The following is a 16,508-nucleotide window of genomic DNA, read 5'->3' as shown; positions in this document are numbered from 1 at the left end:
AAGAACAATGAAAACTATTTGAAAATATTTTTTGAAAAGAAAATAAGTAGAAAGAAAGTGACTGCGATGATGAAAAAAATCAATATCTTAACGAAAATTGCGGAATGTGGTGTGGTTGCGGTTGTAAGGGCAGATTCAAAAGAAGAGGCCGTAAATATTTCAGAAGCCTGTGTAGAAGGCGGTATTCAAGGAATTGAAGTTACTTTCACCGTCCAAGGCGCAGAAGAAGTGATTAAAGAATTAGCAACCCTTTATCAAAATAATAATAATGTAGTGATTGGCGCAGGAACTGTACTTGATGCAACCACCGCACGAATTGCAATTTTGGCGGGGGCGCAGTTTGTTGTGAGTCCAGCCTTTGACCAGGAAACGGCAACATTATGTAATCTGTACCAAGTACCTTATATGCCTGGCTGTATGACCCTCACCGAAATGAAACGTGCATTAGAAGCGGGAGTTGATATTGTGAAACTGTTCCCTGGCAGTGCCTTTGGTCCAGATTTTGTTAAAGCAGTAAAAGCCCCTCTTCCGCAAATAAATATTATGCCAACTGGTGGAGTCAGTTTAGACAATGTCGAACAGTGGATTAAGAATGGCTGCGTAGCCGTTGGAGTAGGCGGTAATCTAATGGCGCCAGCTAAAACAGGGGAATTTAACAAGATTACTGAATATGCAAAACAGTATATTGAAAAAGTTCAAGCAGCCAGAGGAAGATAAACTGTATCCCATAGAGCTGTTTCTAGTATCGAAACCAAGACCCTTTAGTCTTTGTTCCGATCTTTAATAAAAAGGAGGAATAGATGATGCCAACAAGTTTAAAAGACACAACTACATTACATAATGGTGTAAAAATGCCATGGGTAGGGTTAGGTGTATTCAAAGTAAATGAAGGAGAAGAGGTAGTTCAATCCGTTAAAGCAGCCATTAAGAATGGATACATTAGTATTGATACCGCCGCTATCTATAAAAATGAAGAAGGCGTTGGCCAAGCCATTAAAGAATCAGGAGTTCCACGTGAAGAATTATTTATCACTTCCAAGGTATGGAATTCTGAACAAGGATATGAATCAACGTTAGCAGCCTTTGAAACCAGTCTTAACAAGCTTGGACTTGATTATTTGGATCTTTATTTAATCCATTGGCCTGGAAAAAATAAATATAAAGAAACATGGAAGGCGTTGGAAAAGCTCTATAAAGATGGCCGTGTCCGCGCCATTGGTGTAAGTAACTTCCTTGTTCATCATCTAGAAGATTTAATCAGTACCGCAGAGATTAAACCAATGGTAAACCAGGTAGAATTCCATCCACATTTAACCCAAAAGGAATTACTTGCTTACTGTAAAAAGGAAGGCATTCAAATGGAAGCGTGGTCGCCATTAAAACAAGGGCAGCTTCTAAATGAACCAGTTCTAGAAGATCTTGCCCATAAATATAATAAATCTGTTGCTCAAGTGATCTTGCGCTGGGATCTACAGCATGGTGTGGTGACCATTCCAAAATCAATCAAAGAACATCGCATTATTGAAAATGCGAATCTTTTTGATTTTGAATTATCCGCTGAGGATATGGACAAAATCGATGGATTAAATCAAGATAGCCGCGCGGGTTCTCACCCGGATACAATGAGAGTTGGTTTTGAAGAATAGATTTCCATAATTAAGCGTCTGCCCTCCATTCTATCGGGCAGGCGTTTTTTCTTTCATAAGAAAAAATAATACATATGCTATAATGTTGTATACCTTTATGGACAGCAGATCTTAAACCTCAGGAAGGAGCAGGACACTTGAACATAAGTTTAACTCATAAACGCATTAAGGAAATGTGTGGTGCTGCCTCCTTCAAACGAGGAGATTATTTTTATCAAACGAATAAAGTAATTTTTCAGCAATACCTCCCACATCATTGTCAAGCAACCGTGACAGGTGATGAAGATTTTCATGTGACCATCGAGACAGGTCCCAATGATGACCTTCGAACGGAATGCAGCTGCCCGAAGTTGGCTTCTTTTACGAAGGAGTGTCAGCATATTGCAGCCGTTTTATTAGCTATTTACGGGCACCAACAGAAAGGAACGATCCCGAGAGCCGATCATTCAACCAATAAGGAACTCACTGAAGGGTTATTGACCATTTTTACCGACCAGCCGGTCCGATCTAGTGGTCATCAATTGCATTTTGAAAAAAGAACCGTGCTGGATATTGAGTTTACCTTGAAACCCGTTGATATTGGAAATGGAAGCCACTTATTTGCGATCGAACTAACACTCGAATCCATCATAGTACAAAACATCCGTGCCTTTTTGGAACAGATTAAAGCCGGAAAGACCTTCAAACTTTCTAATTCATTTACATTCGACCCAAGTCAGCACTGCTTCCAAAAAGAATACAATAACGTACTCGAACAACTCATCCAAGTAGTCCGTGATGAAAAGTTGTATATGGATGCGGTGCCTGACACCAATAACAATATCAATACACAACTTATGCTAATTATTCCATCATCCGCATGGGGACGCATGCTTACTTTCCTCCGAAAGATACCTAATGTGCTGGTGGAGTATGAGGGCCAAATTTTTCAAGGATTGGATGTGTCTGACGAAGGGCTGCCTTTACAGTTTGATTTTGCTAGAGCGGATCGAAACGGCTATCAGCTGAAAGTAAAAAACTTGCAGCGAATGATTTTCTTTGAAGCTTATCATTCTGTTCTATTTGAGGGGAAAATGAAACAACTGGAAGAGCAGGATTTCAAACGGCTTTTCGACTTGAAAAGGATGCTTGATGCCTCAGGAATGAGCCAAATACCGATTCCAGAAGAGCAAATTCAGTTTTTTTTGGAAAAAGTCGCGCCAGGCTTAAAAAGACTAGGCCAAGTTACGATAGCCGAAGCGATCACGAAGCAATGGATGACCACACCACTAGTGGCCAAACTCTACTTGGATCGTGTGAAAAATCGCTTACTTGCTGGGCTCGAATTTCAATACGAAAATACAATCATTAATCCATTGGAAAATCGAGATCTCCCGACGGAATCGTTAGTGATTCGTGATGTAGAGAAGGAAGAGGAAATTCTGCAGATTTTTGAAGAAAGTTCGTTCGCCAAGACGGACGGAGGATATTATCTTCATAATGAAGAATTGGAATATGATTTTTTAACGTACATTGTTCCAAAATTGCAAAAGCTTGTTAGAATTTACGCAACCACGGCTGTTCGAAATCGTATTTCGAGAGAGAATTTTCGTCCGCAGGTAAGGGTAAGGTTCAAAAGGGAACGGACCAATTGGCTTGAATTTAAATTTGAAATGGACGGTATTCCTGAAAGACAAATACGTGAAGTTTTGGCGGCTCTAGAGGAGAAAAGGAAATATTATCGCCTGCCGAGCGGGTCGCTGCTCTCGCTTCAGACAAGAGAATTCGAAGAAATCCAGCGTTTTCTTTATTCACCGCTAACCAAAAATAAGGACCTCGCTAATGGACTAGATTTACCAATCGAACAGAGTCTTCAACTCCTTGATACGGTTGAGATCAGTGATACATTCAAACTAGAAGAATCCTTTCGGCAGTTCTTGGATCACCTACACCATCCTGGCAAGTTAGAGTTTGAGGTGCCAACCAGTTTAGATCCTACGCTCAAAGAATACCAAAAAAACGGGTTTAAATGGATGAAAACTCTGGCTTACTATGGATTCGGAGGAATTTTGGCGGATGATATGGGGCTTGGAAAAACAATTCAAAGCATCGCGTATATCGTGTCAGTCCAGTCTGATATCCGAAAAACTAATCAGCCGGCCCTTGTTGTTTGTCCTTCATCATTGACCTATAACTGGCTTAGTGAATGCAGGAAATTCGCTCCTCAGTTAAAAGCAATTGTTATTGATGGAGCGAAACAAGAGCGGTCCAAACTGCTGAAAGAGCAGACCAATGTTGATGTCGTAATCATCTCCTATCCGTTATTGCGTCGTGAGATCACCTGGTTTGAGAAACAATTGTTTCATACCGTGTTTTTCGATGAGGCCCAAGCCTTTAAAAACCCATTGACACAAACTGCCCGAGCCGTAAAAAAACTGCAGTCCCTGCATCGGTTTGCGCTTACGGGTACACCAGTGGAAAATGCCTTAGAGGAGTTATGGTCGATTTTTCACGTTGTTTTTCCAGAACTGTTCCTTGGGTTAAAGGAATATAGCAAGCTTTCAAGAAAAACGATAGCGCGTAGAATCCGTCCTTTTTTACTGCGCAGGTTAAAGGAAGATGTCCTCGCTGAACTTCCTGAAAAAATGGAGTCTTTGGAATCGGTTGAACTGTTCCCTGAACAAAAGAAATTGTATGCTGCTTATTTGGCGAAATTAAGGCATGACACGTTGAAGCATCTCGACAAAGACACGATTCGCAAAAATCGGATTAGAATTTTAGCAGGATTGACGCGGCTGCGGCAGATTTGTTGTCATCCTGGTTTGTTTGTAGAAGGATATCAAGGAAATTCGGCAAAATTTGAACAGCTCTTGCAGATTGTTGAAGAATCAAAGCTCTCTGGAAGAAGGGTATTAATTTTTTCCCAATTTACGAAGATGCTTGAATTAATTGGAAGTGCGTTAACCACAAAAGGGACCAACTATTTTTATCTGGATGGACAGACCCCATCAGAAGAACGAGTAGAAATCTGCGAGCGTTTTAATCGAGGTGAAAGGGATTTGTTTCTCATTTCCTTGAAAGCAGGAGGAACCGGTCTAAATTTAATGAGTGCCGATACCGTCATTTTATATGACACATGGTGGAATCCCGCTGTTGAGGAACAGGCCGCGGACCGTGCCCATCGAATGGGTCAGAAAAATGTCGTCCAGGTCATCAAGCTGGTAGCCCGAGGGACGATCGAGGAAAAAATGAATGAACTACAAGATAGGAAGAGACATCTCATCGAAGAAATCATCGATTCTGATGAAAAAGTTATATCTACCCTTACGGAAGAGGATATAAGGGAGATATTGATGATATAGAAAAAGGAGCCGCTGCGCAGCTCCTTTTTTTGCCCTATTAAACACCAATGACATTCAGTGATTGGCGAAGACCTTCGATTGCAAATTGCCTGATAAATTGAAAGGCAAATAATGCGATAATTGGTGAAAAATCAATAGGACCAAGTGGTGGAATAAATCTTCTGAACAAGCCTAAATAAGGTTCGACCAACTTACCAATCCAGATCCCAAGCTTGGTTTCTTGAAACTTAGGAAACCAAGAACCAAAAATGGATATTAAAATTAACCAATAATAAGCCTCAAAAACATAATGTCCAATAAGTAAAATATTAGAGCCCAATATAGATCTTCCGTTCTATCATAATTTTTTTTATTCTGCCATTCATCGTACCTATATATACTTGTACGATTTAACTTCAATTAAGTTTCAAATTTTTTTTTAAAAAACTAAAGGCGGTTGAGAACTTCAGGAATAAAATCAGTGTAGCTATCAATATGGAAATCCGCTTCGATGTTTTGATTTTGAAAGGCACATGTTTTAATATTTAATTTGCGAGCGGGAATTAAGTCTAAATCACGGTCACCAACAACCAAATCAATATGGTAACTTTTTAAAACATATTCATAGGAGGAACTGTGTGGTTTTCGTGTAAATCCTTGTTCTTCCACAGAAACAATGTCTTTAAAGTATTTACTTAACTGGTATTTTTCAAGCAGAAATACCGTGGATTCCTTATCACGATGTGTCACAATAATATTGTTATCCACTGAAGATAAAGCTTCTGTTAAGTGTTCAAATGGCTTGCTTTCTGTTTTTGAATAAAAGTTATGTAAAGTTTGATACTCAAGTCTCTGCTCCTCACCGATTCCAAAGTGTTTAAAAGCAGTTTTGGAATCAATTTTAAGCCATTTTAGAACTTCATCACGGTCTAAATCTTGTTTGCTTAAACGGATGAATCCAGAGACAAGTGCTGGATAGGTATCAAAAAGAGTTCCGTCAAAATCCCATAATACGTTCATAATAATCCCTCGTTTCCGAAACGTTTTAATTTTCTTTTAAGAGAGTACCATAATTTGAAAATAAAGAAAAATCATTAGGGCACTGGATGGAGAAAGTTTGTTATACTTTACATAGGGTTTGTACATCTTAATAGATAGAAATGAGGGATAACCATGCCATTTGATATTTCAACACTTGGATTACCATATTTTAGTCTAGAAGCAGCAGCTGTGGACAAAAGTCCAAGTGAATTAGTGATTAGTGACGAAAGTAAGGAAAACTATTACATAGTTTCTCGCGAAGTATACGAGAACGGCCCGCAGCAAGATGGGTATATTATTGTTGTAGAAGAAGGAGAGTAGAACTACTCCCCTTTTTTTTGTGTGAAAAAGCAACGGAAAAGCAGAAAAGGAAGGATTGAAAGAGTATTAATTAATCCTTTAGTTGGGGAGGGCATTTTTCCTCTTTACGGGCTATGAAACGGGTCTCCATTTACCGGCTTTTCACCACGTAGGGCAAAAATTAGTTTGTATATTCTATCCAATGAAATTAGCCAATTCCTGGGTAAACTTCTTCTGCTCTTCCCAGAACAAACCATGACCACTATGCTCAAACCAAACCAGCTTAGAATTCTGAATGCCTTGATGAAGGACGGAAGCCAGCGGCGGTTTGCAAATTTGATCATGATTCCCATGAAGAATTAATGTAGGCACTTGAATTCTTTTGAGATCAGCGAATAAAGTTTCGTCTCTTAAAGAGTTAAGTAAACCTGCCGTGGAATGGCCTGCAGCTTCAAGACCTAATTGAAAAAACCAATCTGAGAATGGCTTGGTGAGTGCCTGATGAAAGAACATATTCGTGAAGTCTGCGAGCATTTTTGGACGATCGTTATAAATCTGCCCAAGCAGGGTATTGACATCCTTCGCCTCTAACCCAAAAGGAAAGCCAGGCCGCTTGATAAAACTAGGAGCCGCTGCACCGAAAAGGGCTAATTTCGAGACACCATAGCCGCTATGACGCCCCATGTATCTAATAACAATCGCTCCACCTACTGAATGGCCAGCGAGTGTAAAATTTTGTAAGCGTAGCGCCTTAACTATTTGGCGTATATCATCTGCCATTCTATCGTAAAAGTAGCCGTTCCAGGGTTTATCTGATTTGCCAAATCCTCTAAGATCTATCCCAATACACCGATACCCCATGGAAGGAAGGACATTAAACTGATATTCAAATAATTTATGATTCGCAGGCCAGCCATGGACAAAGAGGATGGTCTTATGGCTCTTGGAATTAATATCTTCAACATAAATGTTGACTTGAGAAGCAACTTTTACATAATACCCCATTTTGACCCCTCCTTTACAAAAGTATGGAAAACCATCTACAACTAGGCTATTCATCAATAGCTAGGCTAATACGTAGGGAACCTTTTCGTACAGGTTGTAAATCTCCACTATTCTTATACCTTTCAGATAGGAATTTTCCTCGCTCTTTTGATTTTATTAGGTAAAAAGTCTTGGTAAATAAGGAATATTATTATTCTGATATTATAAATAGGAGTAATTTCCATGAAGAAAATTGTTGTTATATGAGAAAAGTTTCTATAATATTAACTAAGTATAACTGTATGGAAAAGAGAAAAATTCATTTTTATAAGTCAAAGTTGATTCATTATAGTAATCAACTTTTATTATATTGAAAAGGAGAAATGCAAATGAAGAAGATTAGTTTAGCGTGGCAGATTTTCATTGGACTCATTCTCGGTGTCATTGTTGGTGCGATTTTTTATGGTAATCCACATGTGGCAAGTTACCTGCAGCCGATTGGCGATATATTTATTCGTTTAATTAAAATGATTGTTGTTCCCATTGTTATTTCTAGTTTAATCGTGGGTGTTGCTGGTACTGGAGATATGAAGTCATTAGGGAAACTTGGTGGTAAAACCCTTCTTTATTTTGAAGTGATCACTACGATTGCGATTATTTTAGGACTTCTCTTTGCAAACGTATTCCAACCGGGTGCAGGCGTAGATAAATCGAAACTTGCGAAAACAGATATAAACAGCTATGTAAGCACAGCGGAACAAACTGAATCTCATTCAATGATTGATACTGTTGTTAATATTGTTCCTACAAATATCATTCAGTCTCTCGCAAACGGGGAAATGCTGCCAATCATTTTCTTCTCCGTTATGTTCGGACTTGGAGTTGCGGCAATTGGGGAGAAAGGGATTCCAATCATTAATTTCTTCAGAGGAACTGCCGATGCGATGTTCTATGTTACAAACCAAATCATGAAGTTAGCGCCATTCGGTGTGTTCGCATTAATTGGTGTTACTGTATCAAAATTTGGTGTTGCTTCATTAATACCATTGGGTAAACTAGTCCTTGTTGTATACGGAGCTATGTTTTTCTTCATTTTAGTTGTCCTAGGTTTAACAGCAAAAATTGTTGGATTTAACATTATCCATCTCATTAAGTATCTAAAAGATGAATTAATTTTAGGCTACTCAACAGCAAGTTCGGAAGCAGTTCTTCCAAAGATCATGGAAAAAATGGAGAAACTTGGCTGTCCTAAGGCGATTACATCTTTTGTTATTCCAACTGGATATTCCTTCAATCTTGATGGATCTACCCTATACCAAGCGATCGCAGCGCTGTTTATTGCGCAGATGTATGGTATTCATATGAGTATTGGCCATCAAATCACTTTAGTACTTGTATTGATGTTAACCTCTAAAGGAATTGCGGGGGTACCTGGCGTATCATTTGTAGTTCTTCTTGCTACATTGGGAAGCGTAGGAATCCCTGTAGAAGGTTTAGCGTTTATTGCCGGGATTGACAGGATCCTTGATATGGCACGTACTTGTGTTAATATTGTCGGAAACTCTTTGGCTGCCATCGTTATTACTAAATGGGAAGGCCATAAGCTTAAAAATTATAAAGAACAAAAAGCAGCATAATAGCGTAAAAAGGACATCTTCAACAACTTGGAGATGTCCTTTTTTGTTTGAACAGGGTCACTTTATGGAGGGATATTCTGAATTTTAAATGTAGTCAGGTAATATCATTGACTTATAAAGATTAATCATACTAAAATTAATAAAACCGATAGAATTACTTAGATTTTATTATTTTATCAATAAGAGGGGATTCATTCATGTCACGAGATGATCAGGGAATAAATAGAAGTCCAAATGCTGTTCAAGAGATTACTGCGGATGGTTCGTTTAATCGTCAAAAAAATAGATTTACTACGCCCTTCGGTCAAAACGATGGGGAGCTGCCAGTTGAAGCCGGGCGTTACCGATTATTATGGTCTGCCGTTTGCCCATGGGCCCATCGGTCGGTTATTGTCCGTAGTGTTCTCGGGTTGGAAGAAGCAATCAGTTTAGGGACAGCTAGTCCTATGCGGCCGAAACTTCCCCATGTGGATTGGGAGTTTTCTTTAGATGAAGCCGGCGTTGACCCAGTATTAGGAATTAGATATATGAGTGAAATTTATTTGAAAACAGCTGCAGATTATACTGGCAGGCCAACGGTGCCTGTTTTCGTGGATGTGAGGGAACAAAAGGTCGTTAATAATGATTATTTTAAACTGACGAACTATCTCGAAACGGTCTGGGCTCCTTTTCATAAAGAGCAGGCACCTAATTTGTATCCGGAGCATTTACGTGCGGAGATTGATGCTCTAAACGATATTATTTTCCATGAGGTCAACAATGGCGTCTATAAATGCGGATTCGCCCAATCACAAGAAGCCTACGAACAGGCATATGACACTTTATTTGCAAGATTAGATGAGTTGGAAGAGCGTCTGTCGAAACAGCGGTTTTTATTTGGTGATTTTATAACGGATTCTGATGTTCGGTTGTATGCAACGTTAATTCGCTTCGATGCTGCCTATTATTCTGCTTTCAAGGCCAATCGAAATCGGATTGTGGATTTTCCCAATCTATGGGGATATTTAAGAGATCTTTATCAAACCCCTGGATTCGGTGATACGACTGATTTTGATGCAATCAAACGGCATTATCATCTTTCGAACCATATCGCGAGTAATGATCAAAAGGGATATACTATTTTACCGAAAGGCCCTGATCTATCTGGTTTGACATCAGAACATCATCGACAAGCTTTAAGTAATAACGCCGAGAAATTTTTAATACACTGAGAGAAAAATTGATTAAAAGCAGGTGGAAGAATGAATATACGTGATGCTAGAACGGATGAGTTCCCATTTATTCGCAAGCTAAGAGTTCACTCCTATGAAGAACATGCCCATAGCATCCCACAAGAGCACTGGCAGGCTCTTAAACAGGCCATCTCGTCAGAAGCAGATTTGCAGGAAAATGTGGAACGGATTGTTGCGGAGATTAATGGGAGCATCGTAGGCAGTGTTGCCTTATTTCCAGCCAAAACGGATGCTTATGAAGGATTGGTGGATGAGTTGGATTATCCAGAGATCCGGATGCTCGCAGTCACACCGCACGCTCGAGGAAAAGGAGTAGCAGCTGCTTTGATCTCAGAATGTATGAAGCGTGCAAAAGCACAGGGATTTCAAGCGATTGGCCTGCATACAGCGGATTTTATGGTAAGTGCGCTGAAACTGTACGAACGAATGGGTTTCGAACGGTTACCCCAATACGACTTCGAGCCAGCCGATGACGGTATTATCGTAAAAGCTTTTCGACTGATTTTAAAATAAGTCAAATGGTTTTTTAAAAAACCTACTTGACAGGTAGGAAAAGTCAGAATAAAATGTAAATAATTCAAATAAATTGTAAACATAAAATTAAGCTGATTGGAAAACCAAAGGCTTATACTCTTAGTTATAAATATAGGGGTATAGGCCTCTTTTGTTAGGAAGGGGACTGATCATGAATTTCCCGATTAGTAAGTGCAGCCCACATTGTTGTCTGTCATTGGATCGTTTTTTTATTACAATAAAACCAAGTATTCTTATGTGAAATTGGTAGATTAAGAGAGGATGATACGATGGCATACGTGGATCAAGCAAAGGCAAATTATATTTTATCGTTACTTAAAGGATTAGAGTATGGATCTGTGGTGATAACAGTTCATGACGGCACCATTACCCAAATTGATAAAACAGAGAAAACTAGATTTGCGCAACAAAAAAAGTACGTCCCAAAAGAACAAAAGTAACCACACTTATTATTGGGTTCATTTAAAAAAAACAGCCGATCAGTCCACTGAAGGCTACTTATTTTCTAGACTATCCGAAAGATGAGCATTTCTGACGGGTCTTTTCCTAAGGCCGAAACTCAGATACTCATTCTAAAAGGAATGGTCTAGGGATAGGTAGTCTTTTTTGTTTGAAAAAAGGAGGAAATTACTAATGAAAATCGCTTACAAATTCACAACAGTACTCATTCTAATCGCTCTTATTTTGTCCGGATGCGGTACACAGGCAAACAACCAAAGTTCTGAGAAAAAGGAGGGAGGAACCAAACAAGAAACTGCAAAAACAAAGGAACCTGTCCAATTATTAAATGTTTCATATGACCCAACCCGGGAACTTTATGAAGAATTTAACGGGGAATTCGCTAAGTACTGGGAAAAGGAAAAAGGGCAGAAAGTGACGATTCAACAATCACATGGTGGTTCCGGGAAACAAGGCCGAGCTGTTATTGATGGACTTGAGGCGGATGTGGTGACTTTAGCGTTGGCCTACGACATTGATGAAATTGCGAATCTTGGTGGATTACTTTCCAAGGATTGGCAAAAGAACCTGAAGGATAACTCCACACCATATACGTCGACGATCGTGTTTCTAGTTAGAAAGGGAAATCCTAAGGGAATTAAGGATTGGGACGATTTAACGAAAAAAGGTACTTCCGTCATCACCCCGAATCCAAAGACGTCAGGTGGTGCCCGCTGGAATTACTTAGCTGCTTGGGCCTATGCAAAAGATAAATTTAATGGTGATGAAACGAAAATTAAGAAATTTATGAGCCAACTATATAAAAATGTTGAAGTTTTAGATTCTGGTGCCCGCGGGGCAACTACGACGTTCGTGGAAAGAGGAATAGGTGATGTCTTGATTGCCTGGGAGAACGAAGCCTTTTTGACCCTCAATGAATTAGGAAAAGACAAATTTGAAATCGTCGTCCCATCCATAAGTATTCTTGCCGAACCACCAGTTGCTGTTGTGGATAAGAACGTCGAGAAAAAGGGAACAAAAGAGGTAGCTGAAGCCTATTTGAACTATCTATACAGTGATGTGGGGCAGGAAATTATCGCGAAGAACTATTATCGTCCTCGCAATCAAACGATTCTTGATAAGTATGCAGATGTCTTTCCAAAAATTAATCTAGTCACCATTGACGATGATTTTGGGGGATGGAAAAAAGCACAAGAGACGCACTTTAATGATGGCGGAACGTTTGATCAGATTTACCTGCCGTAACAGTAGTTCAGTGAGACGGGTGTCTTCCATCAAGTGTGATGGGGGGCGCCCTACATGTATATTATTCGGAAGGGGTCAACCTCATGGCTCGTTTAGCAAGTTTGAAAATGAAAAGAAATAGTGTCCTGCCGGGATTCGGCCTTTCGTTAGGGTTTACAATGTTTTATATAAGCATCCTTGTCATTCTGCCATTATCGATGATTTTTATTAATTCAGTGACTGTTGAGTGGTCAAAAATTTGGGGGACGATTTCAGATCCGAGGGTGGTTGCCTCTTATAAATTGAGCTTTGGTACAGCTTTTACCGCCGCGTTTATTAACGTTATTTTTGGCGTATTAATCGCATGGGTGCTCGTTCGTTATCCGTTTCCAGGCCGCCGAATTATCGATGGATTAGTTGATTTGCCCTTTGCCTTACCGACAGCGATTGCCGGGATTGCCTTAACGACATTGTATACAGAGAATGGCTGGGTCGGTCAGTTTTTAAGTTTTAAGGTGGCGTTTACCCCGCTCGGAATTACACTTGCATTAACCTTTATTGGGCTCCCCTTTGTGGTACGTACCGTCCAGCCCGTCCTGCAAAGCTTGGATAAAGAAATAGAAGAAGCATCGGCAAGCTTAGGGGCAAACCGTGCGCAAACGTTTGTGAAAGTAATTTTTCCAGAATTACTGCCGGCTGCGTTAACAGGTTTCGCGCTCGCCTTTGCTCGTGCCCTAGGGGAATACGGTTCGGTGGTTTTTATTGCAGGAAATATGCCGATGCGGACAGAGATCACCCCGCTTTTAATCATGACGAAACTAGAACAGTATGACTATGCCGGAGCCACCGCGATTGCGGCCGTGATGTTGATTTTCTCTTTTACGATTTTACTTATTATTAACGTCTTGCAGTGGTGGACGAATCGGAAATTTATTTAGAGTTTACTAGTTTTAGAAGAGATCTAATAATGCGCAAATAAATGGGCTCAATCTGCAAATAAATGGCCTCAATCCGCAAATAAACATGCTTAATCCGCAAATAAAGCCCTTTTTAACGTAGTGATACAGAAAAATTTTTGTTATTTTAGGTGTAAAATTACACATATTCGGCGATTCTAGATTGCTTATCAGCGAATCCAGCACTTTTATCAGCGAATTTACCGGTTTTATCAGCGAATCTAAAAAATAAAACTAGAGATAAAAAAATAGGTCCAGAAGGAGGTCCTTATGGCAGGAAATGTCTCATTGCAGTATTCAACAGCACCGGTCCAAGTTGCGTCCAGCAACTCTGAACCTCGTCTTGTACGCTGGGTACTCATCACGCTCGCATTAGCATTTTTAGGTTTGTTTTTGGTGTTGCCACTGGTGGCTATTTTTATAAAAGCCTTTGATAAAGGGGCAGCAGTTTTTCTAGAGGCCATTAGCAATCCAGACGCATTATCGGCTATTAAGCTAACATTGATTATTACCTTAATTACTGTCCCCCTAAATGCCATCTTTGGGGTCGCTGCGGCCTGGGCCGTTACCAAGTTCAATTTTAAGGGCAAAAGTCTATTGATTACCATTATTGATCTACCATTTGCCATTTCCCCAGTGATTGCGGGATTGGTGTTTGTATTATTATTTAGTGCACATGGTTTATTTGGACAATGGTTAATTGATCATAATATCAAAATCATCTTTGCAGTACCAGGAATTGCACTGGCCACGCTTTTGGTGACACTGCCATTCGTCGCCAGGGAACTGATTCCATTAATGCAAACGCAGGGAACGGCCGATGAAGAAGCTTCTCTAACGCTGGGGGCCAGCGGCTGGAAAACATTCTTTTTGGTAACTTTGCCGAATATTAAATGGGGACTTTTATATGGGGTTATTCTCTGTAGTGCACGAGCAATTGGGGAGTTTGGTGCCGTATCGGTTGTTTCGGGACATATCCGCGGCTTGACCAATACCATGCCGCTCCATATTGAAATTTTATACAATGAATATCAATTTTCCGCTGCCTTTGCGGTGGCTTCCTTAATGTCATTGTTCGCCATCATCACGCTTATTGTAAAAAATATCATTGAGTGGAAAGCCAGAAAGTCATTTGAATCTGAAGAAGGAGCGCACTAAGATGAGCATACAAATCCAAAATATCTCGAAATCATTTGGAAACTTCCAAGCCCTTGATCAAATTAATCTGGATATTCAAACGGGGGAACTCGTTGCCTTGCTTGGTCCATCCGGTTCTGGAAAAACATCGTTGCTCAGAATTATCGCAGGCTTAGAAGCAGCCAATGAAGGTGTGATTCTGTTTGGGGAAGAAGACATCACGCATATCAGTACTAAGGAACGGAAAGTAGGATTTGTGTTTCAGCATTATGCTTTGTTTCGTCATATGACTGTTTTTGATAATGTTGCTTATGGATTAAAAGTAAGGCCCAGAAAATTACGGCCTTCCAAAAACGAAATAAAAGAAAAGGTCATGGAATTACTAAAGTTAGTAAAACTAGAGGCCTTTGCCGATCGATATCCATCCAATTTGTCTGGGGGTCAACGGCAGCGGGTCGCATTAGCACGGGCATTAGCGGTTGAGCCTAAGGTGCTATTGCTAGATGAGCCATTTGGAGCCTTAGATGCTAAGGTACGGAAAGATCTTCGCAGATGGTTAAGAAAACTTCATGATGATTACCAGATTACCAGTATTTTTGTGACCCATGACCAAGAGGAGGCGCTGGATGTTGCCGATCGTGTGGTCGTGATGAATGAAGGGAAAATTGAGCAAATCGGAACACCAGAAGAGGTTTATGAAAACCCAAACAGTCCTTTTGTCTATCACTTTTTAGGAAATGTAAATTTGTTTAAAGGTCGTCTGCATAACGGGAAATTAAGGCATGGGCATTTTGAAGTCGATGCCCCAGAATTTTCGGGGATAGAGAATACAGAGGCAGTTGGTTATGTCCGTCCACATGATATTAGTATCGAAAGGGAAGCAAGCCCGGATTCAGTTTCTGCCAAAATTAATTATATTCATTTAGTCGGAGCTGCTGTCCAACTTGAGCTGATTCGAAAGGATAATGGGGACTATCTGGAAGTGGAATTAAGAAAGGAGCAATTTCGCAGCCTCCATCTAAAAACAGGAGAAGAAGTGTTTGTAAAACCTAAACAATTAAAAGTCTTTATCCCCCAAGATTATTCTATTTAATAGTATAGTATTATCGGTAAAAATCAGATACGATTACTGTCAGTATTCGTATCTGATTTTTACAGGGGGAGTAGATTTGAGAAAAATTACTTTATCCAATGGAAATACAGTCGAGGTGGAATGTTTAAGCTGTGCTTTAATAAGTGGTTTAATCGAGCCCGATGGCGGAGTCGTCTATGAAACAGAATATTTTCATGCCCATCAAGATGTCGCCTACCCGATTAAGGGATTAATAATCATAGCCTCCAAACGGCATATAACATGTCTTGATGAATTAACGGAGGCCGAAAAGACGGATTACATAAATATTCTCACTAAAATCAGAAAAGCCCAAAGAGAAGTCCTTGGGATAGAGCATGTGTATTATTTTTATAATGAAGATACCACCCATCATTTTCACATCTGGATGGTCCCGCGCTATGAGTGGATGTACCAATTTGGCCGGTCAGTTGAATCGGTGCGGCCTGTTTTGCTCCATGCCAGAAATGAAATGAATCATGATGAAAATCTCCAAGAAGTGTTGGAAGCTATTAAACAACTGACGATTGAGCTAAATAAATAGTGAGGCAATCAAGCAGGAAGATTAGCTTCCTGCTTGATTGCCTTCTGCTTTAGCCGCATCAACCATTAGAATAATCGCTGAGATAATATGCATAATCATTCCTACAAACGGAATCCAACCTATACAAGAAGTTATAATTCCAAGAACACTACCTGTGATGGACCCGCTGCCCTCTTTTTTGGTAATCACCAACGTAACAATATGTAATATTAACATAATTGCTAGAGGGGTCCATACAAGACTGAGAACGATCGAACCTCCAAGTACAGGAATTCCTAGTAATGCTTCAAGCCCACCTGAAACCCATTTCAGTATTCTCGATGTTGACATAAAATCCCTCCCATAATTTGTTGGTTTTTCTTTCCATAATCCTTTCGTTTCAT

General features: G+C 39.9%; 17 protein-coding genes. 13 read left to right on the top strand and 4 right to left on the bottom strand.

What is annotated here, in order from left to right:
• The first annotated feature begins 69 nt into the window (after positions 1-69).
• The 3 genes from FS608_RS20405 (at position 70) to FS608_RS20395 (ending at position 4,987) form a co-directional block, all read left to right on the top strand.
• Complete coding sequence (locus FS608_RS20405; protein ID WP_144554416.1) at positions 70-717, top strand: bifunctional 4-hydroxy-2-oxoglutarate aldolase/2-dehydro-3-deoxy-phosphogluconate aldolase; 648 nt, start codon at positions 70-72, stop codon at positions 715-717.
• An 86-nt stretch (positions 718-803) separates the two neighbouring features.
• Complete coding sequence (locus FS608_RS20400; RefSeq protein ID WP_144554415.1) at positions 804-1,646, top strand: aldo/keto reductase; 843 nt, start codon at positions 804-806, stop codon at positions 1,644-1,646.
• A 137-nt stretch (positions 1,647-1,783) separates the two neighbouring features.
• Positions 1,784-4,987 (top strand): DEAD/DEAH box helicase, encoded by a 3,204-nt coding sequence (locus FS608_RS20395; protein WP_144554414.1) that lies wholly within the window; start codon positions 1,784-1,786, stop codon positions 4,985-4,987.
• Between the two features lie 37 nt (positions 4,988-5,024).
• Here the strand turns inward: FS608_RS20395 and FS608_RS20390 are convergent, their stop codons facing one another.
• Both FS608_RS20390 and FS608_RS20385 read right to left on the bottom strand, forming a co-directional pair.
• The gene (locus tag FS608_RS20390) at positions 5,025-5,306 is read right to left on the bottom strand and encodes a YggT family protein (protein WP_144554413.1); all 282 of its coding nucleotides are present in this window, start codon (positions 5,304-5,306) and stop codon (positions 5,025-5,027) included.
• A 107-nt stretch (positions 5,307-5,413) separates the two neighbouring features.
• On the bottom strand, positions 5,414-5,986 hold the full coding sequence (locus FS608_RS20385; RefSeq protein WP_144554412.1) for an HAD-IA family hydrolase: 573 nt from the start codon (positions 5,984-5,986) through the stop codon (positions 5,414-5,416).
• Positions 5,987-6,139: 153 nt separating this feature from the next.
• Here FS608_RS20385 and FS608_RS20380 point away from each other — a divergent pair, with 153 nt between their 5' ends.
• Positions 6,140-6,328, top strand: a complete 189-nt coding sequence (locus FS608_RS20380) for a hypothetical protein (RefSeq protein ID WP_144554411.1) — start codon at positions 6,140-6,142, stop codon at positions 6,326-6,328.
• A gap of 174 nt (positions 6,329-6,502) precedes the next feature.
• Here FS608_RS20380 and FS608_RS20375 read toward each other — a convergent pair whose 3' ends face one another.
• Complete coding sequence (locus tag FS608_RS20375; protein WP_144554410.1) at positions 6,503-7,312, bottom strand: alpha/beta fold hydrolase; 810 nt, start codon at positions 7,310-7,312, stop codon at positions 6,503-6,505.
• 368 nt (positions 7,313-7,680) lie between these two features.
• Here FS608_RS20375 and FS608_RS20370 point away from each other — a divergent pair, with 368 nt between their 5' ends.
• The 9 genes from FS608_RS20370 to FS608_RS20330 all read left to right on the top strand — a co-directional run bounded on the left by FS608_RS20370 (position 7,681) and on the right by FS608_RS20330 (position 16,125).
• Positions 7,681-8,928, top strand: coding sequence for a cation:dicarboxylate symporter family transporter (locus FS608_RS20370; RefSeq protein WP_144554409.1), 1,248 nt, complete (start codon positions 7,681-7,683; stop codon positions 8,926-8,928).
• Positions 8,929-9,125: 197 nt separating this feature from the next.
• Entirely contained in the window at positions 9,126-10,139 is a 1,014-nt protein-coding gene (locus FS608_RS20365) for a glutathione S-transferase family protein (protein ID WP_144554408.1), read from the top strand.
• Positions 10,140-10,169: 30 nt separating this feature from the next.
• Positions 10,170-10,673 (top strand): GNAT family N-acetyltransferase, encoded by a 504-nt coding sequence (locus tag FS608_RS20360; protein WP_144554407.1) that lies wholly within the window; start codon positions 10,170-10,172, stop codon positions 10,671-10,673.
• Positions 10,674-10,963: 290 nt separating this feature from the next.
• Positions 10,964-11,134, top strand: coding sequence for a YezD family protein (locus tag FS608_RS20355; protein ID WP_186328829.1), 171 nt, complete (start codon positions 10,964-10,966; stop codon positions 11,132-11,134).
• A gap of 193 nt (positions 11,135-11,327) precedes the next feature.
• The gene (locus tag FS608_RS20350; RefSeq protein ID WP_144554406.1) at positions 11,328-12,398 is read left to right on the top strand and encodes a sulfate ABC transporter substrate-binding protein; all 1,071 of its coding nucleotides are present in this window, start codon (positions 11,328-11,330) and stop codon (positions 12,396-12,398) included.
• Positions 12,399-12,481: 83 nt separating this feature from the next.
• Positions 12,482-13,315, top strand: coding sequence for a sulfate ABC transporter permease subunit CysT (cysT, locus tag FS608_RS20345; RefSeq protein WP_144554405.1), 834 nt, complete (start codon positions 12,482-12,484; stop codon positions 13,313-13,315).
• Between the two features lie 288 nt (positions 13,316-13,603).
• Complete coding sequence (gene cysW / locus FS608_RS20340) at positions 13,604-14,491, top strand: sulfate ABC transporter permease subunit CysW (RefSeq protein WP_144554404.1); 888 nt, start codon at positions 13,604-13,606, stop codon at positions 14,489-14,491.
• A 1-nt stretch (position 14,492) separates the two neighbouring features.
• Positions 14,493-15,563 (top strand): sulfate/molybdate ABC transporter ATP-binding protein, encoded by a 1,071-nt coding sequence (locus tag FS608_RS20335; protein WP_144554403.1) that lies wholly within the window; start codon positions 14,493-14,495, stop codon positions 15,561-15,563.
• Positions 15,564-15,639: 76 nt separating this feature from the next.
• Positions 15,640-16,125, top strand: coding sequence for an HIT family protein (locus FS608_RS20330; protein WP_144554402.1), 486 nt, complete (start codon positions 15,640-15,642; stop codon positions 16,123-16,125).
• A gap of 21 nt (positions 16,126-16,146) precedes the next feature.
• Here FS608_RS20330 and FS608_RS20325 read toward each other — a convergent pair whose 3' ends face one another.
• On the bottom strand, positions 16,147-16,455 hold the full coding sequence (locus tag FS608_RS20325; RefSeq protein ID WP_144554401.1) for a hypothetical protein: 309 nt from the start codon (positions 16,453-16,455) through the stop codon (positions 16,147-16,149).
• Positions 16,456-16,508: the final 53 nt, after the last annotated feature.

The sequence above is a fragment of the Bacillus sp. X1(2014) genome (genome assembly GCF_007678255.1).
This window is presented reverse-complemented; position numbering and strand designations above follow the sequence as displayed.